Source organism: Klebsiella sp. BIGb0132 (assembly GCF_024810075.1).
Classification (GTDB): domain Bacteria; phylum Pseudomonadota; class Gammaproteobacteria; order Enterobacterales; family Enterobacteriaceae; genus Klebsiella; species Klebsiella terrigena.
Genome location: NZ_JANUDW010000005.1, coordinates 219,473 through 243,501, shown reverse-complemented (window position 1 = coordinate 243,501; position 24,029 = coordinate 219,473). Strand labels below are relative to the sequence as shown.

The 24,029-nt window shown below is 57.7% G+C and carries 22 protein-coding genes; 15 read left to right on the top strand and 7 right to left on the bottom strand.

The window, feature by feature from the left end; translation table 11 throughout:
* Positions 1 to 20 precede the first annotated feature (20 nt).
* From M2416_RS16135 to ghrB, 6 genes are all read left to right on the top strand, one after another.
* Positions 21 to 683 carry an OmpA family lipoprotein gene (locus M2416_RS16135; protein WP_259225696.1) on the top strand — a complete coding sequence of 221 codons (663 nt, stop codon included), beginning with the start codon at positions 21 to 23 and terminating at the stop codon, positions 681 to 683.
* 114 nt (positions 684 to 797) lie between these two features.
* The gene (locus tag M2416_RS16130) at positions 798 to 1,814 is read left to right on the top strand and encodes a LacI family DNA-binding transcriptional regulator (RefSeq protein WP_076946246.1); all 1,017 of its coding nucleotides are present in this window, start codon (positions 798 to 800) and stop codon (positions 1,812 to 1,814) included.
* A 110-nt stretch (positions 1,815 to 1,924) separates the two neighbouring features.
* Complete coding sequence (locus M2416_RS16125) at positions 1,925 to 2,674, top strand: sugar phosphate isomerase/epimerase family protein (protein ID WP_076946247.1); 750 nt, start codon at positions 1,925 to 1,927, stop codon at positions 2,672 to 2,674.
* Between the two features lie 3 nt (positions 2,675 to 2,677).
* Entirely contained in the window at positions 2,678 to 3,616 is a 939-nt protein-coding gene (locus M2416_RS16120) for a sugar kinase (RefSeq protein WP_076946248.1), read from the top strand.
* Positions 3,617 to 3,715: 99 nt separating this feature from the next.
* Positions 3,716 to 4,996, top strand: a complete 1,281-nt coding sequence (locus M2416_RS16115) for an MFS transporter (RefSeq protein ID WP_041143152.1) — start codon at positions 3,716 to 3,718, stop codon at positions 4,994 to 4,996.
* 24 nt (positions 4,997 to 5,020) lie between these two features.
* Positions 5,021 to 5,992: a glyoxylate/hydroxypyruvate reductase GhrB gene (ghrB, locus tag M2416_RS16110; RefSeq protein WP_076946249.1), complete on the top strand. Its 972-nt coding sequence runs from the start codon at positions 5,021 to 5,023 to the stop codon at positions 5,990 to 5,992.
* 98 nt (positions 5,993 to 6,090) lie between these two features.
* On the opposite strand, the gene M2416_RS16105 is transcribed toward ghrB, so the two are convergent.
* Positions 6,091 to 6,801 carry a DUF3053 domain-containing protein gene (locus tag M2416_RS16105; protein ID WP_041143154.1) on the bottom strand — a complete coding sequence of 237 codons (711 nt, stop codon included), beginning with the start codon at positions 6,799 to 6,801 and terminating at the stop codon, positions 6,091 to 6,093.
* A gap of 438 nt (positions 6,802 to 7,239) precedes the next feature.
* On the opposite strand from M2416_RS16105, the gene M2416_RS16100 reads away from it, so the two are divergent.
* From M2416_RS16100 to cspE, 3 genes are all read left to right on the top strand, one after another.
* Positions 7,240 to 8,598 (top strand): MFS transporter, encoded by a 1,359-nt coding sequence (locus M2416_RS16100; RefSeq protein WP_259225688.1) that lies wholly within the window; start codon positions 7,240 to 7,242, stop codon positions 8,596 to 8,598.
* A gap of 244 nt (positions 8,599 to 8,842) precedes the next feature.
* The gene (locus M2416_RS16095) at positions 8,843 to 9,133 is read left to right on the top strand and encodes an HTH-type transcriptional regulator (protein ID WP_259225687.1); all 291 of its coding nucleotides are present in this window, start codon (positions 8,843 to 8,845) and stop codon (positions 9,131 to 9,133) included.
* Between the two features lie 261 nt (positions 9,134 to 9,394).
* Complete coding sequence (gene cspE / locus M2416_RS16090; protein WP_004868803.1) at positions 9,395 to 9,607, top strand: transcription antiterminator/RNA stability regulator CspE; 213 nt, start codon at positions 9,395 to 9,397, stop codon at positions 9,605 to 9,607.
* A gap of 100 nt (positions 9,608 to 9,707) precedes the next feature.
* Here cspE and M2416_RS16085 read toward each other — a convergent pair whose 3' ends face one another.
* Entirely contained in the window at positions 9,708 to 11,327 is a 1,620-nt protein-coding gene (locus M2416_RS16085) for an ABC-F family ATP-binding cassette domain-containing protein (RefSeq protein ID WP_259225686.1), read from the bottom strand.
* 398 nt (positions 11,328 to 11,725) lie between these two features.
* Here M2416_RS16085 and M2416_RS16080 point away from each other — a divergent pair, with 398 nt between their 5' ends.
* A complete protein-coding gene (locus M2416_RS16080) occupies positions 11,726 to 11,935 on the top strand; it encodes a YdgH/BhsA/McbA-like domain containing protein (RefSeq protein ID WP_259225685.1) in 210 nt (69 codons plus the stop codon).
* 89 nt (positions 11,936 to 12,024) lie between these two features.
* A complete protein-coding gene (locus M2416_RS16075) occupies positions 12,025 to 12,213 on the top strand; it encodes a hypothetical protein (RefSeq protein WP_041143159.1) in 189 nt (62 codons plus the stop codon).
* 98 nt (positions 12,214 to 12,311) lie between these two features.
* On the opposite strand, the gene glyS is transcribed toward M2416_RS16075, so the two are convergent.
* From glyS to M2416_RS16060, 3 genes are all read right to left on the bottom strand, one after another.
* Complete coding sequence (glyS, locus tag M2416_RS16070) at positions 12,312 to 14,381, bottom strand: glycine--tRNA ligase subunit beta (protein ID WP_259225680.1); 2,070 nt, start codon at positions 14,379 to 14,381, stop codon at positions 12,312 to 12,314.
* 9 nt (positions 14,382 to 14,390) lie between these two features.
* On the bottom strand, positions 14,391 to 15,302 hold the full coding sequence (glyQ, locus tag M2416_RS16065) for a glycine--tRNA ligase subunit alpha (protein WP_041143161.1): 912 nt from the start codon (positions 15,300 to 15,302) through the stop codon (positions 14,391 to 14,393).
* A 137-nt stretch (positions 15,303 to 15,439) separates the two neighbouring features.
* Positions 15,440 to 15,745, bottom strand: coding sequence for a YsaB family lipoprotein (locus tag M2416_RS16060; protein ID WP_041143162.1), 306 nt, complete (start codon positions 15,743 to 15,745; stop codon positions 15,440 to 15,442).
* Positions 15,746 to 15,924: 179 nt separating this feature from the next.
* Here M2416_RS16060 and M2416_RS16055 point away from each other — a divergent pair, with 179 nt between their 5' ends.
* Positions 15,925 to 16,920, top strand: coding sequence for an acyltransferase (locus M2416_RS16055; protein WP_178995665.1), 996 nt, complete (start codon positions 15,925 to 15,927; stop codon positions 16,918 to 16,920).
* 41 nt (positions 16,921 to 16,961) lie between these two features.
* Here the strand turns inward: M2416_RS16055 and xylB are convergent, their stop codons facing one another.
* Positions 16,962 to 18,416, bottom strand: coding sequence for a xylulokinase (gene xylB / locus M2416_RS16050; protein WP_259225675.1), 1,455 nt, complete (start codon positions 18,414 to 18,416; stop codon positions 16,962 to 16,964).
* Between the two features lie 88 nt (positions 18,417 to 18,504).
* A complete protein-coding gene (xylA, locus tag M2416_RS16045; RefSeq protein ID WP_076946254.1) occupies positions 18,505 to 19,827 on the bottom strand; it encodes a xylose isomerase in 1,323 nt (440 codons plus the stop codon).
* A gap of 372 nt (positions 19,828 to 20,199) precedes the next feature.
* Between xylA and xylF the strand changes: the two genes are divergently transcribed.
* The 3 genes from xylF to xylH all read left to right on the top strand — a co-directional run bounded on the left by xylF (position 20,200) and on the right by xylH (position 23,958).
* Complete coding sequence (gene xylF, locus M2416_RS16040) at positions 20,200 to 21,192, top strand: D-xylose ABC transporter substrate-binding protein (RefSeq protein ID WP_076946255.1); 993 nt, start codon at positions 20,200 to 20,202, stop codon at positions 21,190 to 21,192.
* Between the two features lie 65 nt (positions 21,193 to 21,257).
* Complete coding sequence (locus M2416_RS16035; RefSeq protein ID WP_259225674.1) at positions 21,258 to 22,799, top strand: xylose ABC transporter ATP-binding protein; 1,542 nt, start codon at positions 21,258 to 21,260, stop codon at positions 22,797 to 22,799.
* Complete coding sequence (gene xylH / locus M2416_RS16030) at positions 22,777 to 23,958, top strand: xylose ABC transporter permease XylH (RefSeq protein ID WP_041143168.1); 1,182 nt, start codon at positions 22,777 to 22,779, stop codon at positions 23,956 to 23,958. Before M2416_RS16035 ends, xylH begins: the two co-directional genes overlap by 23 nt.
* The last annotated feature ends 71 nt before the right edge of the window (positions 23,959 to 24,029 follow it).

Below are 24,029 nucleotides of genomic sequence, written 5' to 3'. Positions count from 1 at the left end.
AAATGGATTAAGGAAATAATATGAAAAAACGCGTACTGATGATTGCGGCTATGGTTAGCGGCACACTGGCCATTTCTGGCTGTACAACCAACCCCTATACCGGCGAACGTGAAGCAGGAAAATCCGGCGTCGGCGCGGGCATCGGCTCCCTGGTCGGCGCAGGTATTGGCGCGCTCTCCTCTTCCAAACACGACCGCGGTAAAGGGGCGCTGATCGGCGCGGCGGCGGGCGCGGCGCTTGGCGGCGGCATCGGCTACTACATGGACGTACAGGAAGCCAAACTGCGCGAGAAAATGCAGGGAACCGGGGTCAGCGTGACGCGAAATGGCGATAACATCGTGCTGAATATGCCCAATAACGTCACCTTTGATAGCAGCAGCGCCAACCTCAAACCGGCGGGAGCCAATACGCTCACCGGCGTCGCGATGGTGCTGAAAGAGTACGAAAAGACGGCGGTTAACGTGATCGGCTATACCGACAGCAGCGGCGGCCAGGATCTGAACATGCGCCTCTCGCAGCAGCGCGCGGATAGCGTTGCCAGCGCCCTTATCACCCAGGGCGTGGCGGCAAACCGTATCCGTACCAGCGGCATGGGCCCGGCCAATCCGATTGCCAGCAACGGCACCGCGGAAGGCAAAGCGCAGAACCGTCGCGTGGAAATTACCCTCAGCCCGCTGCAGTAATCCCGTTTCATCACTTCCTCCTGCGCCCGGTAAGACGCGCTTACCGGGCAAAATGCTTGATATAGCGAATTTTCGCGCTAAGGTGTTCTCCAGATTTCAGCAAAGGAAGCCATCATGGCGAAAGCGGCGCGAGCAACCATTAGCGATGTGGCAAAAGCCGCAAAGACCGGTAAAACCAGCATTTCACGCTACCTCAACGGCGAAAAGCATCTGCTTTCCGATGGCCTGCTGGCGCGCATTGAAAAGGCGATTGCCGAACTTAACTATCGCCCCAGCCTGATGGCCCGCGGCCTTAAGCACGGCCGCACCCGGCTGATTGGCCTGATCATCGCCGATATTACCAACCCCTACTCGGTTAACGTGCTGAGCGGCATCGAGGCCGCCTGCCGCGAAAAAGGGTTTACCCTGCTGGTCTGTAACACCAACAACGAGCTGGACCAGGAGCTGCACTATCTCGACCTGCTGCGCAGCTATCAGGTTGAGGGGATTGTGGTCAACGCCGTCGGCATGCGCGAAGAGGGGCTCAATCGCCTGCAGCAGTCGGCGCTGCCGATGGTGCTAATCGACCGAAAAATTCCCGATTTTGCCTGCGACGTGGTCGGGCTGGATAACACCCAGGCCGCCACCACCGCCACCGAGCATCTGGTGGAAAAAGGCTTCGAGGCGCTGCTGTTTCTGAGCGAGCCGCTGGGCTCCGTCAACACGCGGCGCGAGCGGCTGAGCGCCTTTCGCACCACCCTTCAGCGCCACGCCGGGATCGTCGCGGAAAATGCCGAAGTCCCGCTCAACGACGGCGCGATGCTGGACAGCGTGCTGCGCCAGTTTCACTCCGGCCATCGCGGGATGCGCAAAGCGGTTATCTCCGCCAACGGCGCCCTGACGCTGCAGGTCGCACGCGCGCTGAAGCGAGTTGACCTGATTTGGGGAAGCGATATCGGCCTGCTCGGGTTTGACGAGCTGGAGTGGGCGGAGCTGGCGGGCGTCGGCATCACCACCCTCAAACAGCCGACGTGGCAAATAGGCTACGCCGCCGTTGAGCAGGTAGTACGCCGCATCGAAGGCAGCCATGAGCCGATCTGTGAGCGGGTATTTTCCGGGGAGCTGATCGTCCGCGGATCGACCTCCCGTTAGCTCTCCTTCGTGATGGTGATCATAAATTAGACATCCTCCCCTTTCCTTTGGAACCGGTCCCATCTAGCGTAATAGAGAGATTCGCTACAGAACCACCGGGAGTTTGTCAGATGGCCAGAAAAATCATTGTCGTGACCGCCGCTTATGGCAACGATCGCGTTAGAGAGCTTGGCGGACAGTCCGCCGTACTGCCGTTCATTGCCGGTTCCGGCGCCGACGGCGTGGAGATCCGCCGCGAGTTATTCAGCGCAGAGGAACTGAACCGGCTGCCGGCCCTCGCCGCGGAGATTGAAAGCCACGGCCTGCTGGTCTGCTACTCCGCGCCGGAAGCCTTGTTCGCCGCCGACGGGTCGCTTAACCCGAACCTCGCGGCGCTGCTGCAGGAAGCGCAAACCCTCAACGCCTTATGGTTAAAACTCTCCCTCGGCCACTTCATCCATAACCATCAGCTGGAGACCCTGCGCAGCACGCTGCAGGCGAGCGGGATGGCGCTGGTGGTGGAAAATGACCAGACCGATTGCGGCCAGCTGGCGCCGATGCAGCGGTTTAAAGCCATCTGCCGGGTCAATAACCTGCCGGTGACGCTGACGTTTGATATGGGCAACTGGCTGTGGGTCGGCGATTCGCCGGAAGAGGCCGCCCGCCATCTCGCGCCCGCCGTCAGCTATATTCACGTTAAGGCGGCCCAGCCGCATCGCGAGCAGTTCCGCGCCGTTCCGCCCGATGAGGCCGCTCCGCGCTGGCTGGCGCTGCTGGATAACCTGCCTGCTGATGCCCCGCGCGGTATCGAATTTCCGCTGGTCGGTCATGACCTGACGGCCGTTACCCGCCGCTACGTCAATCTTTTACGCGAGGATTAAGCCATGGAAAACAACCTGGATGTCATTACCATCGGCGAAGCGATGGCTATGTTTGTGGCGACCCAAACCGGGGATCTCGCGGAGGTTGAACGCTTTATCAAGCGCGTCGCCGGCGCCGAGCTGAACGTCGCCACCGGCCTGGCTCGCCTGGGGCTGAAGGTCGGCTGGGTCAGCCGCGTTGGCGAGGATAGCTTCGGTCGCTTTGTGCTTAATTCGCTGGCAAAAGAAGGGATTGACGCCCGCGGTGTAGCCCAGGACCCGCGCTACGCAACCGGCTTCCAGATGAAATCTAAAGTCGAAAATGGAACCGATCCCATTGTGGAATATTTCCGCAAAGGTTCAGCGGCCAGCCACCTGTCGCCGGATGATTTCCACCCCGATTACTTCGCCAGCGCTCGCCATCTGCACCTCAGCGGCGTCGCCGCCGCGCTGTCGGAGAGTTCATATGCGCTGCTGGATCGTGCCGCTGGCGCGATGAAGGCTCAGGGAAAAACCATCTCCTTCGACCCCAACCTGCGCCCGGTGCTGTGGAAAAGCGAAGGCGAAATGGTGGAGAAGCTCAACCATCTCGCCTTCCAGGCCGACTGGGTTTTACCCGGCCTGAAGGAGGGGACAATCCTGACGGGTCAGCAAACGCCGGAGGCTATCGCGGACTTCTATCTCAACCGCGGCGTGCGCGCCGTGATCATCAAAACCGGCTCCGACGGCGCCTGGTATAAAACCGCCGCGGGTGAGCAGGGTGCCGTCGCGGCCGTTAAGGTCGATAACGTCGTCGATACCGTCGGCGCGGGCGATGGCTTTGCCGTCGGGGTCATTAGCGCCCTGCTGGAAGGCAAAACCCTGGATCAGGCGGTACGGCGCGGGAACAAAATCGGCTCGCTGGCGATTCAGGTTCAGGGCGACAGCGAAGGATTACCGACGCGCGACGCGCTGGGCGAATAACGTGTAATGCAACGATGGTAGCCACTCTGTACCCTACATACAGCGCGGCATAAGACACCTTCTATCGGTGAGTGTTACCTCACATACAGAGGCAAGCCTATGAACAGCTTAACCAATGCAACAAAACGCTGGTGGTACATCATGCCTATCGTGTTTATCACGTATAGCCTGGCGTATCTCGACCGTGCCAACTTCAGCTTCGCCTCCGCGGCGGGCATTACCGAAGATTTGGGGATCACTAAAGGGGTCTCATCGCTGCTGGGCGCCCTCTTCTTCCTCGGCTACTTCTTCTTCCAGATCCCTGGGGCAATCTATGCTGAACGCCGCAGCGTGCGAAAACTTATCTTTATCTGCCTGATCCTGTGGGGCGCCTGCGCTTCGCTGACCGGCATGGTGCACAACATTCCGGCCCTGGCCGCTATCCGCTTTATTCTCGGCGTCGTCGAAGCCGCGGTGATGCCCGCGATGCTGATTTACATCAGCAACTGGTTTACTAAATCAGAACGCTCGCGCGCCAATACCTTTTTAATCCTCGGTAATCCGGTCACGGTGCTGTGGATGTCGGTGGTGTCCGGCTACCTGATTCAGTCCTTTGGCTGGCGCGAGATGTTCATTATTGAAGGCGTGCCGGCGGTGCTCTGGGCCTTCTGCTGGTGGGTGTTGGTAAAAGATAAGCCGTCGCAGGTGAACTGGCTCTCCGAGAGCGAAAAAGCCGCGCTGCAGGAGCAGCTGGAACGCGAGCAGCAGGGCATCAAAGCCGTGCGTAACTACAGCGAGGCCTTCCGCTCACGTAACGTCGTGCTGCTGTGCATGCAGTATTTTGCCTGGAGTATCGGGGTGTACGGCTTCGTGCTGTGGCTGCCGTCAATTATCCGCAGCGGCGGTGAAAACATGGGCATGGTTGAGGTTGGCTGGCTCTCCTCGGTACCTTACCTCGCGGCAACGATTGCGATGATCGTCGTCTCCTGGGCCTCGGACAAAATGCAGAACCGTAAGCTGTTCGTCTGGCCGCTGCTGCTGATTGGCGGGCTGGCCTTTATCGGCTCCTGGGCAGTCGGCGCGAACCACTTCTGGGCGTCTTATACCCTGCTGGTGATTGCCGGCGCGGCGATGTACGCCCCCTATGGCCCCTTCTTCGCCATCATCCCGGAGATGCTGCCGCGCAACGTAGCCGGCGGCGCGATGGCGCTGATTAACAGCATGGGCGCGCTAGGCTCCTTCTTTGGCTCGTGGTTTGTCGGCTATCTGAACGGTTCGACCGGCAGCCCGTCCGCCTCGTACATTTTCATGGGAGTGGCGCTTTTCGTCGCGGTATGGCTTACTTTAATTGTTAAGCCTGCTAATAATCAAAAACTTCCACTTGGCGCTCGTCACGCCTGACATCCTAATACTACGGAGATCCGCATGAAGCCGTCCGTTATTCTCTATAAAACGCTTCCCGACGACCTGCAGCAGCGTCTGGAAAAACACTTTGCCGTCACCCGGGTGAAAAACCTGAGCGCCGAAACCATCGCGCAGCACGCCGAGGCGTTTGCCCAGGCCGAGGGCCTGCTGGGCTCCAGCGAAAAAGTTGATACCGCGTTACTGGAGAAAATGCCCAATCTTCGTGCGGCCTCAACGGTCTCCGTGGGCTACGACAACTTCGACGTCGCGGCGCTGAATGCGCGCAGGGTCCTGCTGATGCATACGCCCACCGTGCTGACCGAAACCGTTGCCGATACGGTGATGGCGCTGGTACTCAGCACCTCGCGCCGGGTGGTGGAAGTGGCTAATCGCGTGAAGGCGGGTGAGTGGACCAAAAGCATCGGACCGGACTGGTTCGGTAGCGACGTGCACCACAAAACGCTGGGTATCGTTGGCATGGGACGCATCGGCATGGCGCTGGCCCAGCGCGCGCACGCCGGCTTCGGGATGCCGATCCTCTATAACGCGCGCAGCCAGCATCCGCAGGCGGAAGAGCGCTTCAACGCCCGCTACTGCGATCTCGATACGCTGCTTGAGGAAGCCGATTTTGTCTGCCTGATCCTGCCGCTGACCGCTGAGACTCATCATCTGTTCAATGCGGAGAAGTTCGCCAAAATGAAGCCATCCGCCATCTTTATTAACGCCGGACGCGGTCCGGTCGTCGATGAGAAAGCGCTGGTTGCCGCGTTGCAGAATGGCGAAATCCATGCCGCCGGTCTCGACGTGTTTGAACAGGAGCCGCTGGCGCAGGACTCCCCGCTGCTCAGCATGCCTAACGTCGTCGCGCTGCCGCATATTGGTTCCGCCACCCATGAAACGCGCTACAACATGGCGGCCTGTGCGGTGGATAACCTGATTGATGCGCTGCAGGGCAACGTCGATAAGAACTGCGTGAACCCGCAGGTAAAATAGGCAGGAAAGGGAGATTCTCGCCCGGCTGAGCGTCGCGTCAGCCGGGAAGAAACCCGGATGATGGCGCGATAAGCGCCTTCACCGGGCTCGGTCAGCGGCTAGCGCGTCGCGTTAACGGCTGCCGTCCACGCCTGATTGAACGCCTGGTGCTGAGCCGCCAGCGGGCCAATCAATGCGTTGTACTGGCTGGCCTGCTGCGAGGTCGGGAACTGGATCCCGTTTGCCACGAAGCTCACCTGGGTATTTTGCTGGGCAACAAAATCACCCACCTGCACCAGCTGCTGAGTAAAGACCTGCGCCGCAGGGATCAGCGGCTGCAGGGCATTTGCCGGGCCGGTCACTACTTTGTTGTAAACCTGGTCAAAGACTGGCTTGAGATCGTCACCCTGCTTCAGCGCGCTATGCGCACCGTCGGCCTGCATTTTGGCATTTTCCAGCTGCTGGCTCAGTACGCCGAGCGCGCCGTTTGCCTGACGCAGCGGTTCACGCTGGGTGATATAGTCCTGCGGGACGCGAATCGCGTTCACGCTGTCTACCACCGGGCGCAGACCCGCATCCATCGCCTGACTTACCTGCTGCGAATAGCCGTAAATCACCGCGTAATCGGACACAAAAGGTCCGAACTGTTTTTTCTGATCGGCGGTCAGCGTCGGCAGACGTTCGCCGCTCCGCATAGCCGTATTTTGCAGGAAGTCGATGAACGCTTTGCGCTGATCGCCTTCTTTATCAAAACACCCACTCAGGCTAACCACCATTAATAAGGCCGCAACAGCCGCAAACCAGCGAGAGCAGGACTTTCCTGTCGCCATTTTTTTACTCCTTTCAGCCAAAAAAAGCGCAAACAGACACACACGTGCCAGACGCTGACAAGGATAGTCCAGGTCAGCCTCGCAGGATACACTTTCCTGACAATCTTCCGCAGGAAATAGCCCGCTGGCGGCGTTTTATCGACAAGCGCTATCGTCTGTTAAGCACATCACAATTACCGCCATAACCAAAATCCCAAAAATAAGATGCAACACATTGATTTAATTAAACTTAATTTTCAACCATTGCGTTTAAATCCCTGAAAAGAACGATAATCGCACGCTTCCTGGCCAGACCGCGTTGCCTGCTGTCGGGTTCAGTGTTTTGATTAATGAGCGATTAACGGCATTGCGTTCGATTATCGCACAAATACGATTAACGACAGCGAGGGAGGCGTGAACAGCCGTTTCGTCCCCCGCTCTGCCTGCCAGGAATGCCGTATGAATAAGACAACCATCGATATTCAGGCTTTTATCAATGAACATCCGTTCACGAAGTACCAGTGGATGATTCTGGCCTTATGTTTTATCACCGTTGCTATGGACGGTTTCGATACCGCGATAATCGGCTTCATCGCCTCAGACCTCGTGCAGGAGTGGGGCGTAGAAAAATCGGCATTGGGCCCGGTAATGAGCGCTGCGCTGGTCGGCCTGGCAGTGGGCGCCTTGACCGCGGGGCCGCTGGCCGACCGCATTGGCCGCAAGAAGGTCCTGCTGATGTCGATCGTGGTGTTTGGCAGCTTTAGCCTGCTTACCGCTTTCGCTACCAGCCTGAACCAGCTGACGCTGCTGCGTTTTCTCACCGGGCTGGGGCTGGGGGCCGCGATGCCGAACGCTGCGACGCTGATGAGCGAATACGCGCCGGAGCGCCGCCGGGCCTTAATGGTCAATCTGATGTTCGTTGGGTTCCCGATGGGATCGTCGCTGGGCGGTTTTCTTTCGGCCTGGATGATCCCGCATTACGGCTGGCAAAGCGTGCTGGTCCTGGGCGGCGTGATGCCTCTGCTGCTCGCCGTGGCGCTGATCTTCCTGCTGCCGGAATCGGCGCGCTACATGGTTGTTAAGCGCCAGCCCGCACAGCGTATTGCGGCAATCCTCCGGCGCATTGCGCCGCTGCCGGAAGAGGTGGAGTTTGAGCTGCGTGAGGCCGGCCAGGTTAAAGAGAAATCGGCTCTGGCGGTCATTTTCTCTCCACGCTATCTCGTCGGTACCGTGATGCTGTGCCTGACCTACTTTATGGGCCTGCTGATCTTCTATCTGCTGACCAGCTGGCTGCCGCTGCTGATTCGTGAAACCGGCGCAACCATGAGCCAGGCGTCGATTATCACCGCGCTGTTCCCGCTGGGCGGCGGTATTGGCGTGCTGATCCTCGGCGCGCTGATGGATAAGATCAACCCCAATAAGGTCGTCGCCGTCGGCTGGCTACTGACCGGTATTTTCGTTTGCCTCGTGGGCTTCTCCACCGGCAGCCTGGTGCTGATGGGGGTGATGGTATTTATCGCCGGCAGCATTATGAACGGCGCGCAGTCTTCTATGCCGGCGCTGGCGGCCGGGTTTTATCCCACTCAGGGCCGCGCCACCGGCGTCGCATGGATGCTGGGGATCGGCCGCTTTGGCGGCATTCTCGGCGCCTTCAGCGGCGTATTCCTGATGCAGGCGCAGCTCTCTTTCACCACTATTTTCAGCCTGCTGGCGATCCCGGCGTTTTTATCCGCCCTCGCCCTGCTGGTTAAATACAAAATGAGCCTGCGCCAGCCTGCCCCGCCGCAGGCCGATGCTGAAAATCTGCAGAAAGCCTGACCGCAAGGCCAGCGGGAAGCCGCTGGCCTCGCTTTTTCCCTGCCGTTTACAAATATTTTCCAAAGCCGCGCGTATGATGATTAATCATCGGCTTACCCCCCGCTGCCGCTGGGCTATCCGACGGTAAACGAAAGCCTGCTGGCATATAATCACCCCCGTTACCGTTGTTGACGCTTTTTCCTGACTATTCTTAATAAGCAGCGACAAACCCTACCCTTTACTGTGCGACAGGAAGGAGTTCTCAATGGAATATAAAGATCCAATATTCGAATTACTGAGCAGCCTGGAACAAATTGTTTTCAAAGATCTGCCCCGAACGACCGCCCCAGCCCGCAAGCCAACCGCTTTCAGCGAATTTGACCGGCTCCGTAAAGGGACCGGGCTGAAAATTGACGATTTCGCCGATGCCATGGGCGTCAGCGTGTCGATGGTTCAGGAGTGGGAATCAAGACGCATCAAGCCCTCTTCGACCGAGCTCAAGTTAATGCGTCTGATCCAGGCAAGCCCGAAGCTTTCAAGGCAGATCCTCGAGTGAAGTTCTATAATGTTATTGGACACTGATTACGGTCCTGATTTGGGACCGTTTTAATTTCTATGAAAAAAACGTTTGCTATCGCACCTCAAAAATGAGTTAATGCTCGCAGGTTTGATGTACAGACCACAGAGCATTAGTATAGAGTAGTCCTTGAGCGGTTATCCTAGATACCCCGGTAGTGAACTTTCCCTTTATAGCTTCAAATCTGTAGTCCAGACCGTATCGCCGAAAGGTTAATTTATTATTTAAAGGTATTTCGCTATGTCCGGTAAAATGACTGGTATCGTAAAATGGTTCAACGCTGATAAAGGTTTCGGCTTCATTACTCCTGATGACGGTTCTAAAGATGTGTTCGTACACTTCTCCGCTATCATGAACGATGGCTACAAATCTCTGGATGAAGGTCAGAAAGTTTCCTTCACCATCGAAAGCGGCGCTAAAGGCCCGGCAGCTGGCAACGTTACCAGCCTGTAAGCTTAAATAAGCTCAGAATTCAAGATCCCTGCCTCGCGGCGGGGATTTTTTTTATCTGAATATCAGGAAACCGCCACTTCGCATGGCGGTTTTTTTCGTTTTAATACGGCTCAAGCTGCCAGCCGCCGTCTCGCCACGCTAAAGCGTGGGTAAGCTTCAGCCCCTGCAGGAACGCCTCGTCATGCGACACCACCAGCATCGCGCCGGGGAATCCCGCCAGCGCCGCTTCAATGGCCTGGGCTGAGGCTAAATCCAGGTGGTTAGTCGGCTCATCGAGCAGCAGAAGCTGAGTCGCGTCCCGCCGCCACAGTACGCAGGCCAGCGCCGCCTTCAGCCGTTCTCCGCCGCTCAGGGCCGCCAGCGGCAGATTGATTTTATCCGCCCCCAGCTGCAGCTGTGCAAGCCGGCTGCGCAGCACTCCCTCTTCCAGTGGCGTATCGTCAAGATTAAGGTGCGTTAAAACCGATAGCGACAGGTCCAGCTGCGTCAGGTGCTGATCCAGCCACGCCGCATGAACCGATAGTCGGCACGCTCCAGAAACCGGCTGCTCGAGACCGACCAGCGTTTTCAGTAACGTAGTTTTTCCACAGCCGTTAGGCCCGCGCAGCGCTACGCGCATCGGCCCATCAAGACGCCAGCTCAGCGGCGCTGCAGCCGAGTGTGCCAGGCGTAGATCCTCCAGCACCAGGACCTGTTTACCGGCGGCGATCTGACTTCCCGGCAGAGTGAACATCACCGATGCCTCATCTTCTACCCGCTCGTGCGCCTGAGCGACGGCGGTATTGAGCGCGCTATTTTGTTCCCGATGCTGCCGATGGAGCGTTCCGGGGCGCTCCTTCGCCGCGCCTTTGTACTTCACGCGTTCAAACGAGGCAATATTCAGCGTATCGACAACCCGCAGCGTCTGCGCAGATCGCCGCTGGCTGGCATCATGCTCTTTTTGCATTCGCGCCCGCGTGCGGCGGCGTTCGGTCGCGGCATGCTCCAGCGCGGCACGTGCGGCCTGCTGTTCGGCATCGCGCTGCTGCCGATAGTCGGCGTAGCTCCCGCCATAGCTTCGCAGCGCCGTCGGCGTGAGCTCAAGGATGCGCGGCATTCGCGCCAGCAGTTCACGATCGTGGCTGGCGATAATTCCCCCGCCGCGCCAGCGCTCCAGCTGCCGATACAACCATTCGCGGCCCTGCCCGTCGAGGTGGTTGGTCGGCTCGTCCAGCAGCAAGTAGTCCGCGCCCGAGAGAAAGGCCCCGCACAGAAGCGCTTTCACCCGCTCGCCGCCGCTCAGCGACGAGGCGAGACGCTCGGGAGAGAACGCCGGCAGGTCGGCATCGGCGAACGCCGCGCTCAGACGCTCGCGCAGATCCCAGAAACCCTCCAGGCTCTCGACGTCGTCAGCGAATCCTTCCCCGCGCTCAAGCCGCCGCAGGGCAGAGAAGATGGGCTCGTAGCCCAGCAGGTCGGCCAGGGTAGTGCTGGAAGCAATTGCCGGATGTTGGGCAACATAGGCCAGCGAGGTAAAGCGTTCGATATGTCCGCCGGAAGGAGAGTCGACGCCCGCCAGCAGCCGAAGCAGGCGAGTTTTGCCGACGCCATTACGGCCGACCAGGCCGCAGAACGATGTCTCTAACGATAAATTTAGCGGGCCAAACAGCATGTCTCCCGTCGCAAACTGACAGGTGAGCTGATGCAAAATAAAAGCGGGGGATTGGGCACAATGGGCCATAAGCACTCCTGAATGAAATCGATACTTCCCCTGCCGCACATGGTGCTGGCAAGGAGTGAATTCAGCAGGCGTGGTTATCCATTTTCAGTGTGCTCTCAGTAAGACGAGGGATTCGTCGGGACACAGAATAGCCACACCGCCCCCCACATTTCAAGATTATTTTTTCAGCGCCCGCGCCGGTACGGGGCAAAAGTAGCCGCGCCGATGGGCCAACTGACGGACGCATTTATCGCCGGTCATAACGAAGAACGCCCGGGATTTATCGATCAAATTTTATTCTATTTTTTTGAACAAGATGCGCAAATTGTTCCGATTTTAATCACCCGACGATCGGTCTATTATTTATCACATCAGGGCACAACACCCTACTACAGACAAACAACCTCAGGAATACGACCATGAAATCTATCAAAAATTTCGTTGCAGTTACCGCACTTTCTCTGATGTCCTTCGGCGCATTTGCTCAGAGCATCAGCACCACCGCCTCCACCCTGGACCGTGCAGAAGCTAAAATTGCCGCCCAGGCCGCTGAGCAGGGTGCGTCCTACAAAATTACCAGCGCCCAGTTCAACAACCGCGTTCATATGACCGCAGAACTGACCAAATAAATCGCATTGATGGCGCTTTTTGAGAGTGCCGGCCGCCGGAATCAAGCATACAGGCGACAACGACAACACGATGAAAAAAGGAATCTAAAATGAAAAATATCAGCGTGATGACCGCCCTGTTTCTGGCAGCCTCACTATCAACCGGCGTCATGGCAGCAGAACGTCATGCCGTACCGCCGGAAGCGGGCTCCAGCATCGATACGTCGATGCATCAAAACCGCATTAACGTCAGCCATGCTTTCGATAAAGAGAGCCTGACGGCAGGCAACCTGGAGTAGTTAAGGGCCAGCCTGTAGGCGAGCAGATGGTGCCATGAGCATCTTCGCGCCATAAAAAAACCTGCCAGAAGGCAGGTTTTTTTGTTGCCAAAAGGCGCTTACTGCAGCAGAGAAATATCCGCTACCTGCAGGAAAAGCTCGCGCAGTTTGGACAGCAGCGTCAGTCGGTTGATACGCACGTCCCGATCTTCGGCGTTGACCATCACGTTCTCAAAGAACTCATCCACCGGTTCACGCAGGGAGGCCAGCTCGATCAGCGCTTCCTGGTAGCGGCCTTCGGCGAAGAACGGCTGCAGCTTATCGCGCAGCACGACCAGATGGGTAGCCAGCTTGATCTCTGCGGTTTCTTTCAGCACGGAGGCGTGAACGGTATCGTTCAGCGTCTCTTCAGATTTTGCGAGGATGTTGGAGACGCGCTTGTTGGCTGCCGCCAGCGCCGAGGACTCTTCCAGCGTACGGAAGTGCGAAACCGCCTTCATGCGCGCATCGAAATCAGCCGGACGGGTCGGGCGACGAGCCAGTACCGCCTGGATGGTATCAACGCCGTAGCCTTCGTCCTGGTACCAGGCACGGAAGCGACCGAGCATAAAGTCGATAACCTCATCAACAACCCTGGCGTTAGTCAGCTTGTCGCCATACAGACGTACCGCTTCTTCGGTGAGGGTTTGCAGATCCAGAGAGAGGTTCTTCTCAACGATGATACGCAGCACGCCCAGCGCAGCGCGGCGCAGTGCGAACGGGTCTTTGTCCCCTTTCGGGTGCTGACCAATGCCGAAGATACCGGCAAGCGTATCCATCTTATCGGCAATCGCCACCGCACAGGCAACCGGGTTAGACGGCAGATCGTCGCCGGCAAAACGCGGCTGATACTGCTCGTTCAGCGCCACGGCAACGTCTTCCGCTTCGCCATCATGGCGCGCGTAGTGCATGCCCATCACGCCCTGAGTATCGGTGAACTCGAAGACCATATTGGTCATCAGGTCGCACTTCGACAGCAGGCCCGCGCGGGTCGCGTGGTCGACGTCTGCGCCAATCTGACCCGCAATCCAGCCGGCAAGGGCCTGAATACGGTCAGTTTTATCGCGCAGGGTGCCCAACTGCTGCTGGAACAGGACGGTCTGCAGACGCGGCAGATGATCTTCCAGGCGCTTTTTACGGTCGGTGTCGAAGAAGAATTCGGCATCGGCCAGACGCGGGCGCACAACCTTCTCGTTACCGGAGATGATCTGCTGCGGGTCTTTGGACTCAATGTTTGCCACGAAGATGAAGTTCGGCAGCAGTTTGCCGTCGTCAGCATAAACCGGGAAGTACTTCTGATCGCCTTTCATGGTGTAAACCAGGGCTTCAGAAGGCACCGCGAGGAATTTTTCTTCGAATTTCGCCGTCAGCACCACCGGCCATTCCACCAGCGAGGTGACTTCTTCCAGCAGGCTTTCGCTCAGATCGGCGTTGCCGCCAATCTTGCGGGCCGCTTCTTCCGCGCCAGCTTTAATGGTGGCTTTACGCGTTTCGTAGTCAGCAATAACTTTACCGCGCTCCAGCAGGATTTGCGGATACTGTTCGGCGCTATCGATGGTGAACTCCGGCTCGCCCATAAAGCGATGGCCGCGGATCACGCGATCGGAGTCGATGCCGAGAATGGTCGCCGGCACGACTTTGTCGCCAAGCAGCAGGGTCACGGTGTGAACCGGGCGCACGAACTGCACGTCCGACGCGCCCCAGCGCATCAGTTTAGGGATAGGCAGCTTGCCGAGGGAGGTCGAGACCATGTTCGGCAGCAGCGCTTCCGCGCTTTCGCCTTTCACATGGGCGCGATACAGCAGCCATTCGCCTTTATCGGTCGCCAGACGCTCGGCCTGCTCGACGGTGATACCGCAGCCGCGCGCCCAGCCTTCGGCCGCTTTGCTCGGTTTACCTTCTGCGTCAAACGCCGCAGAAATCGCCGGGCCGCGTTTTTCGATTTCGCGATCCGGCTGGGAAGCGGCCAGATTAGCCACCTTCAGCGCCAGACGACGCGGGGCGGCAAACCACTCAACGGTGCCGTGGGCGAGGCCAGCGCTGTCCAGCTCCGCGGTAAAGTTCGCAGCAAAAGACTCAGCCAGGCTGCGCAGGGCTTTTGGTGGCAGCTCTTCGGTGCCGATCTCCACCAGGAAAGTTTTCTCAGACATGGCCGCCTCTTATTTGTTTTTGTTGCACATCGGGAAGCCAAGGGCCTCACGGGAAGCGTAGTAAGCTTCTGCCACCGCTTTCGTCAGGGTGCGGATGCGCAAAATATAGCGCTGACGCTCGGTGACGGAGATGGCTTTACGCGCATCCAGCAGGTTGAAGCTATGGGCGGCCTTCAGAATGCGCTCGTAGGCGGGCAGCGGCAGCGGATTTTCCAGCGCCAGCAGCTGCTGCGCTTCTTTCTCATACTGCTCAAAGCAGGAGAACAGGAAGTCCACGTCGGCGTATTCAAAGTTATAGGTTGATTGCTCGACTTCGTTCTGATGGAACACGTCACCGTAGGTCGTTTTACCCAGCGGGCCGTCGCTCCATACCAGGTCGTAAACGCTGTCTACGCCCTGAATGTACATCGCCAGGCGCTCCAGACCGTAGGTGATCTCGCCGGTGACCGGCTTACATTCCATACCACCCACCTGCTGGAAGTAGGTGAACTGCGTCACTTCCATACCGTTCAGCCACACTTCCCAGCCCAGACCCCAGGCACCCAGCGTTGGGTTTTCCCAGTTGTCTTCCACGAAGCGGATATCATGAATAGTCGGATCCATACCCAGCTCTTTCAGAGACCCGAGGTACAGCTCCTGGATGTTGTCCGGCGATGGCTTAATGACCACCTGGAACTGATAGTAGTGCTGCAGGCGGTTCGGGTTTTCACCATAGCGGCCGTCGGTCGGACGACGCGAAGGCTGCACGTAGGCAGTCGCCATCGGCTCTGGCCCCAGCGCGCGCAGGCAGGTCATTGGGTGGGAGGTGCCGGCGCCAACTTCCATGTCCAGTGGTTGAACAATGGTGCAGCCCTGACGAGCCCAGTAATCCTGTAAGGTCAGGATCAGGCCCTGGAAGGTCCTGGTATCAAACTTTTGCATATTATTTCGTGCTGGATACGTGTGGATTTAAAGGAAGGGATCAGTATACCCGCTGGCTGCGAGATATACAGTACGAAACGGCGTTGTTTAAGCAAAATTGGGGAAATTAACGCCATCATGCGGCAGCTGCGGGGCATTTAGCGCATAGAAAGATGTAAAAACTGCCCGTCTGGATCGAAAGAACAGATAAAGCGCTCATTCTGCTCGGTATGGCCCGACAGCTCATAGCTTCCCTGGAACTGTTCAAAATGGCTGACGTCAACCAGCCTGGTCCCGGTGCTGTAGCGTCTTGCCGCCTGATCCTTACACAGCTGTTCCATATTCAGGGTAATTTGCGGCGTAATCCGCGCTCTTTGCGCTTTTTGTGGCGGCTGGGACGGCGTCTGGCTGCAGCCGGCGAGCACAAGCAGCAGCAGTCCAGAAAAGAAACATTTCATCACCATTTTCCTCGACCGCCTTGTTAGCAAATTGTTATCGTTCAGATTACGTGAAATCACCCGGACATTGTGCGAATCTCTCCACATCTCTACAAGCATGCGGCGGCAAACTCAGAATATTCCATTGCGACACCGCGGTATCAGGGAAGTCAGACCCTGTTTAAGAAGGAACCACTGAGGTACTGATGCAGGAAAAAATAAACTGGATTACGAGTTTGCGCGGTATCGCATGCATGATGGTGGTGATGATCCACAGCACCACCTGGTACATCACCCATCCCCACGCCATCAGCCTGGTGGAATGGGATATGGCCAACCTGCTCAACTCCGCCTCTCGCGTCAGCGTCCCGCTCTTCTTCATGATGTCTGGGTACCTGTTTTTCGGCGAACGCAGCGCCCAGCCGCGGCACTTTCTGCGTATCGTGCTGTGCGTGCTGTTTTACAGCGCCGTGTCGCTGCTCTACATCGCCCTGTTTACCCATATCAACGTCGAGCTCTCGCTAAGAAACCTGCTGCAAAAGCCGGTGTTCTATCACCTGTGGTTTTTCTTCGCGATTATCGTCATCTATCTGCTCTCGCCGCTTATTCAGGTTAAGCAGGCCAGCGGTAAAATGCTGGTGGCGCTGATGCTGGTCATCGGCATCCTCGCCAACCCCAATATGGTCAGCGTAAAAGCGGGCGGTATCGAATGGCTGCCGCTCAATCTCTATATCAGCGGCGATGCCTTTTACTACGTGCTGTACGGCGTACTTGGCCGGGCGATTGGCATGATGGAGACGGATAAAAAATGGCTGACTCTGCTGTGTGCCGCGCTGTTCGTCAGCGCCGTCTGGGTGATATCGCGCGGAACGCTGCATGAGCTCAAGTGGCGCGGCGACTTCGGCGATACCTGGTATTTATACTGCGGGCCGGCGGTGTTTGTGTGCGCGGTAGCCCTGCTGACGCTGGCGAAAAATACCCTTAACGCGCGTCAAATCCCCGTTCTGGCGCTCATCGCTCGCCACTCCCTGGGGATCTACGGTTTTCATGCGCTGATTATCCACGCGCTGCGGGCCAGCGGCCTGGAGCTCACCCGCTGGCCGCTGCTGGATATTCTGTGGATCTTTAGCGCCGCCCTGCTGGGTAGCCTGCTGCTGTCGGCGCTGGTACAGCGCATCGACACGCGTCGGCTGGTGAGTTAGCGCCACGGTCAAACCCGCTCCCGCGCGGGAGCGGATCGCCGCTACGACATCAGCGGGAGAAGCTGCTGATAAATCTGGCGGAAGGTTTCGCGACGCGGAACATAGAGCGCGACGCGTTCGCTATTCGGACGGTGAGCCTGCTCAAGCGGCAGCTGGGGCAGCAGATCCGCCCAGGACTCCCCTTGATGCAGCGCCAGCTGCGCGAGTCTCGCGGCGCCCAGCGCCGGTCCAACATCGCCGCCGGTACGGTAATCCAGCTGCTGTCCGCTGATGTCAGCCAGCATCTGCCGCCACCAGGGGCTGCGCGCGCCTCCGCCAATCAGGGTGATGCTCTCGGGCTTGATGCCGCAGGCGTGGACCGCATCCATACCGTCCGCCAGCGCATATCCCACCCCTTCCAGCACCGCACGCGCCAGCTCCGCCGGGCCATGCTGATGCGTCAGGCCGAAAAAGACGCCCTTCGCCTGCGGGTTGTTATGCGGCGTACGCTCGCCGGAAAGATAGGGTAGAAACCACACCGGGCCCGCGCGCTCATCGGCGGATTCGGCCGCGCCGATCAGCGCCGGAACCGTACCCAGGCCGGTCAGCTTAGCCGCCCAGTCGAGGCAGGATGCCGCGCTGAGCATGACCGACATCAAATGCCAGCGCCCGGGAAGCGCGTGGCAGAAGCTGTGCACCGCGCTTTCGGGTTTGCTGAGAAATCCCTCGCTGACGGCAAAGTAAACGCCGGAGGTCCCCAGCGATAGCATCGCCTGTCCCGCGTCCGCCATGCCCACACCAACGGCACCGGCGGCGTTATCCCCGCCGCCGGCCACCACCAGCGCCTGCGGCATATTCCACGCCGCAGCGATAGCCGGGCGCAGCGATCCCGTCACCTCGCTGCCTTCAAATAGCGCGGGCATGTTATCGCGGCTCAGGCCGCAGGCGGCGAGCATCTCGTCGCTCCAGTCGCGCTTTGCCACGTCCATCCACATCGTCCCGGCAGCGTCAGACATATCGCTGGCGAACTCGCCGGTCATACGCAGGCGTAAATAGTCTTTCGGCAGCAGGACCTTATCAACCTGGCTGAAGACGTCCGGCTCGTGTCGCTGAACCCACAGCAGTTTCGGCGCCGTAAAGCCGGGCATCATCAGGTTGCCGGTGATCTGCCGCGACCGCCCGACCCGCTCTTCCAGCAGGGCGCACTCTTCGCCGCAGCGCCCGTCGTTCCATAAAATGGCCGGACGCAGCACCCGCTGCTGCTTATCCAGCAGCGTGGCGCCATGCATCTGCCCGGCGATACCGATAGCCTTCACGTCGCGCAGGGAGTGCTGCTCTCCCAACGCTTTGATCGCGCTATCCGTTGCCAGCCACCAGTGCTCGGGATCTTGTTCGGACCATAAGGGGTGCGGGCGCGATACGCTGAGCTTTTCCGTGTGCGAAGCCAGTACCTCACCCTGCTCATTGAGCAAAATGGCCTTCACGCCCGAGGTACCTAAATCAATCCCGATGTACATACCAACTCTCCTGAACAGCGCGCCACGGCTGAGCGTGGCGCGAAAAGCGTGCTAAATAGCCTATGCCCGGACGCGCCGGGCATTGTCATCACTTATCAAAAAGATAGTGATTCACCAGATTTTCCAGCTGCTCCTGGTGTCCACTCTGGTGCTGCGGTGCCAGATTATTCTGCGCGGCATGCTGAGCAATTTCCGTCAGCGTCATCTGCCCCTTGAGGATTTGCTGGCCCAGATCGCCGTTCCAGCCGGCATAGCGTTTTGCTACGCGCTTATCCAGCTCGCCATCTTCAATCATGCGCGCTGCCACCTTCAGCGACAGGGCCATCGTATCCATCGCCCCAATATGACCATAGAACAGATCGTACTTATCGGTGCTTTGACGACGTACTTTGGCATCGAAATTCATCCCGCCGGTCGTGAAACCGCCGGCCTTGAGAATTTCATACATCACCAGAGCGTTTTCTTCCACGCTATTCGGGAACTGATCGGTATCCCAGCCCAGCTGCGGGTCGCCGCGGTTGGCATCGACGGAGCCAAACAGGCCCAGCGCGATGGCGGTGGCAATCTCGTGGTGGAAGCTGTGACCTGCCAGCGTCGCGTGGTTGGCTTCGATATTCAGCTTAATCTCTTTTTCCAGGCCGAACTGCTTGAGGAAGCCATAGACGGTGGAGGCGTCGTAGTCGTACTGATGCTTGGTCGGCTCCTGCGGCTTCGGCTCAATCAGCAGCGTCCCCTGGAAGCCAATTTTATGCTTGTGCTCAACCACCAGCTGCATAAACCGGCCAATCTGCTCACGCTCCTGGCGCAGGTCGGTATTGAGCAGCGTTTCATACCCTTCGCGGCCGCCCCACAGGACGTAGTTTTCCCCGCCCAGCTTGTGGGTGGCATCCATGGCGGTCACGACCTGCGTCGCCGCCCAGCTGAACACTTCCGGATCCGGGTTAGTTGCCGCACCTGCGCCGTAGCGCGGGTTAGTAAAGCAGTTCGCGGTGCCCCACAGCAGCTTCACGCCGCTGTGCTCCTGTTTTGCCGCCAGCACATCGACCATCTGTGCGAAATTGTTGAGATACTCCTTCAGCGACGCGCCTTCCGGGGAGACATCAACGTCGTGGAAGCAGTAGTACGGGACGTTCAGCTTGTGGAAAAACTCAAAGGCGACATCGGCTTTACGTTTTGCCATTTCCAGGGCGTCGCCCGGCTGCTGCCACGGACGGTTGAAGGAACCGACGCCAAACATATCGGCCCCGTTCCAGCAGAACGTATGCCAGTAGCAGGCCGCAAACCGCAGGTGTTCTTCCATGCGTTTACCCAGCACCAGCTCATCCGGATTGTAGTGACGGAAAGCCAGCGGGTTAGTGGATTTAGTGCCTTCATAACGAACGCGATCGAGTTGATCGAAATAGGTCTGCATAATGAACTCCATATTCAGGGATGCGGCGGGTAATAATTCATAAGCCAATATAGAATTGCTGTTTTACTTTCCTCAATTACGTTATTTCACACCGCCGTTAAGAGAATCCGCAAACGTGCGCCAGATCGCAAAAATAACCGGCTTATTCGCTATTTATGGCCTATCCCAATGAAAGATCGGCACAATCCCTGAGGCCTTAAAGATTAAAATAAGATCGCGGTCATAAATCAGCAAATAAACTAAATTTCATAACGCCAAAATAAGCACAGGTAATTGCCAGCACCCATTTCCCCGTTAAGAATCTTCAGCGTATCAGGCCGTCTGCTTTTACCGCTCGTTTTATCCTGCACTTTACAAAAAGGTATTATTATTATGAAGATAAAGAACCTTTGCCTCACGCTCTGCGCTTCACTCATTCTGACCAGCATGGCGGGTATTGCTAAAGAAGTTAAAATTGGTATGGCCATTGACGATCTTCGACTGGAGCGCTGGCAGAAAGATCGCGATATTTTTGTCAACAAGGCTGAATCATTAGGCGCAAAAGTATTTGTACAGTCTGCCAACGGCAATGAAGAAACGCAAATGTCACAAATTGAAAATATGATAAATCGCGGCGTTGATGTTCTTGTCATTATTCCTTACAACGGTCAGGTGTTAAGTAACGTTATTAAAGAAGCGAAGCAGGAGGGAATCAAAGTTCTCGCCTATGACCGTATGATTAATAACGCAGATATTGATTTCTATATTTCATTCGATAACGAAAAAGTCGGCGAAATGCAGGCCAAAAGCCTGGTCGATAAAGTCCCCCAGGGAAACTATTTCCTGATGGGCGGCTCGCCTGTAGATAATAACGCCAAGCTCTTCCGCGCCGGGCAAATGAAGGTGCTCAAGCCCTATATCGATCAGGGCAAAATCAAAATTGTCGGCGATCAGTGGGTCGACGGCTGGCTGCCGGAAAACGCGTTAAAAATAATGGAGAACGCGCTGACCGCCAACAATAACAAAATTGATGCGGTCGTGGCCTCAAACGATGCCACCGCCGGCGGGGCAATCCAGGCGTTAAGCGCCCAGGGGCTGGCGGGGAAAGTGGCGATCTCGGGTCAGGACGCCGACCTCGCCGGAGTGAAGCGCATTATCTCTGGTACCCAGACGATGACGGTTTATAAGCCCATCGTGACGCTTGCCACCACCGCGGCGGAAATTGCCGTTGAGCTCGGTAACGATAAGGCGCCGCACGCTGACACTACCTTAAACAACGGCTTGAAAGACGTCCCGTCGCGTCTGCTGACGCCAATTGAAGTGAATAAAGACAATATTGAACAAACGGTGATTAAAGACGGTTTCCACAAAAAGAGCGAACTGTAACCCCCGACGCCCCTTAACCGGGGCGTTATTCTCGTCCAGCCGGATATCGCTTATGCGGAGCATCTATGTCCTGGTTACTTGAAATGAAGAACATTACCAAATCTTTCGGCGCGGTGAAGGCCGTTGATAATGTCAGCCTGCGGCTTAACGCCGGGGAAGTTGTCTCATTGTGTGGCGAAAATGGTTCCGGGAAATCCACCCTGATGAAGGTGCTGTGCGGCATTTATCCGCACGGCAGCTATGAGGGCGAGATTATTTTCTCTGGCGAAACCCTGCAGGCTGCCCATATTCGCGACACCGAGCGTAAGGGCATTGCCATCATTCACCAGGAGCTCGCGCTGGTAAAGCATCTCACGGTGCTGGAGAATATTTTCCTCGGCGCTGAAATTTCCCGTCACGGCCTGCTGGATTATGAAACCATGACCCTACGCTGCCAGAAGCTGCTGGCTCAGGTCAATTTGGCGATATCACCCGATACGCGCGTCGGGGATTTAGGTCTTGGCCAGCAGCAGCTGGTTGAAATTGCCAAAGCGCTCAACAAGCAGGTGCGCTTATTGATTCTCGATGAGCCCACCGCTTCATTAACCGAACAGGAAACGGCAATCCTGCTGAACATTATTCGCGATCTGCAAAATCACGGCATCGCCTGTATTTATATCTCCCACAAGCTCAACGAAGTCAAAGCGATCTCCGACACCATCTGCGTGATTCGCGACGGCCAGCATATTGGTACCCGCGACGCCAGCGGCATGAACGAAGATGATGTTATTACCATGATGGTCGGCCGCGAGCTGACCGCCCTTTACCCCAGCGAGCCGCATACCCGCGGCGACGAGATTTTGCGCGTTGAGAATTTAACCGCCTGGCATCCGGTCAATCGCCATATTAAACGAGTAAACGATATCTCCTTTTCGCTGCATCGCGGTGAAATCCTCGGCATTGCCGGACTGGTCGGCGCCGGGCGTACCGAGGCCGTCCAGTGCCTGTTTGGCGTCTGGCCGGGCCGCTGGGAGGGAAAAATCTATATCGACGGCCAGCCGGTGGCGATTCATCACTGCCAGCAGGCGATTGCTCAGGGTATCGCTATGGTGCCGGAGGATCGTAAAAAAGACGGCATCGTGCCGGTGATGGCGGTCGGCAAGAACATCACCCTGGCCGCGCTGGACCAGTTTAGCGGCCCGCTAAGCAGCCTCGATGACGCCGGGGAGCAGCTGTGCATTCAGCAGTCTATCCAGCGCCTCAAAATCAAAACCTCATCGCCGGATCTGGCCATCGGCCGGCTCAGCGGCGGCAATCAGCAGAAGGCGATCCTCGCCCGCTGCCTGCTGCTGAACCCACGCATTTTAATTCTTGATGAGCCAACTCGCGGCATTGATATCGGCGCGAAATACGAAATCTACAAGCTGATTAATCAGCTGGTGCAGCAGGGGATCGCCGTTATCGTTATCTCGTCGGAGCTTCCTGAGGTGCTCGGGCTCAGCGATCGGGTGCTGGTCATGCACGAAGGCAAACTGAAAGCCAACTTAATCAACCAGGGTCTGACCCAGGAAAAGGTAATGGAAGCCGCACTGAGGAGCGAACACCATGTCGAAAAACACGCCATCTGAGATAAAACTGGCCCCATCAGCCTCCGCCGCCCTGCCCGGATTAAAGAGCCTGAACCTTCAGGTTTTCGTCATGATCGCCGCCATCGTGGTCATCATGCTGTTCTTTACCTGGGTTACCGACGGCGCCTACCTGAGCGCGCGCAATATTTCTAACCTGCTGCGGCAAACGGCCATTACCGGGATCCTCGCGGTGGGAATGGTCTTCGTGATTATTTCCGCCGAGATTGACCTCTCCGTCGGCTCAATGATGGGGCTTCTCGGCGGCGCGGCGGCCATCTTCGACGTCTGGCTCGGCTGGCCGCTACCGCTCACCATCGTGGTGACGCTGGCGATGGGGCTGCTGCTGGGCGCCTGGAACGGGTGGTGGGTCGCCTATCGCAAGGTGCCCTCGTTTATCGTCACTCTTGCCGGCATGCTGGCATTCCGCGGGATTCTGATCGGCATCACCAACGGCACCACGGTCTCCCCGACCAGCCCGGCGATGTCGCAAATCGGCCAGAGCTACCTGCCGGACGGCATTGGCTTCGGTATCGGGGTTGTCGGCATGGCCGCCTTTATTATCTGGCAGTGGCGCGGCCGCCTACGCCGCCAGGCGCTGGGGTTAACCACCTCCGCCTCAACCGCTGCCGTCGGCCGCCAGACCCTTACCGCCGTTTTTGTCCTCGGCGCAATCTGGCTGCTGAACGACTATCGCGGCGTCCCTACGCCGGTGCTGATCCTCGCCGCGCTGCTGCTGGCCGGTATGTTTTTGGCCACCCGCACCGCCTTTGGTCGGCGGATTTACGCCATCGGCGGCAACATTGAGGCCGCCCGCCTGTCGGGCATCAGCGTAGAGCGGACCAAGCTGGCGGTGTTCGCCATTAACGGCCTGATGGTGGCGATTGCCGGGCTGATCCTCAGCTCGCGTCTGGGGGCCGGCTCTCCGTCCGCGGGCAATATCGCCGAACTTGACGCCATCGCCGCCTGCGTTATCGGCGGCACCAGCCTTGCCGGAGGCGTAGGCAGCGTGGCCGGGGCGGTGATGGGAGCCTTTATCATGTCCGCGCTGGATAACGGCATGAGCATGATGGACGTCGCCACCTTCTGGCAATACATCGTTAAAGGCGCCATTTTGCTGCTGGCGGTGTGGATGGATTCTGCCACCAAGCGGCGCGCCTGAGACGCTGGACAGCAGAATGCCCGAATTATTTGCGCTACCGCCAGATTTACGCATAAGTAGCTTGTAATAGT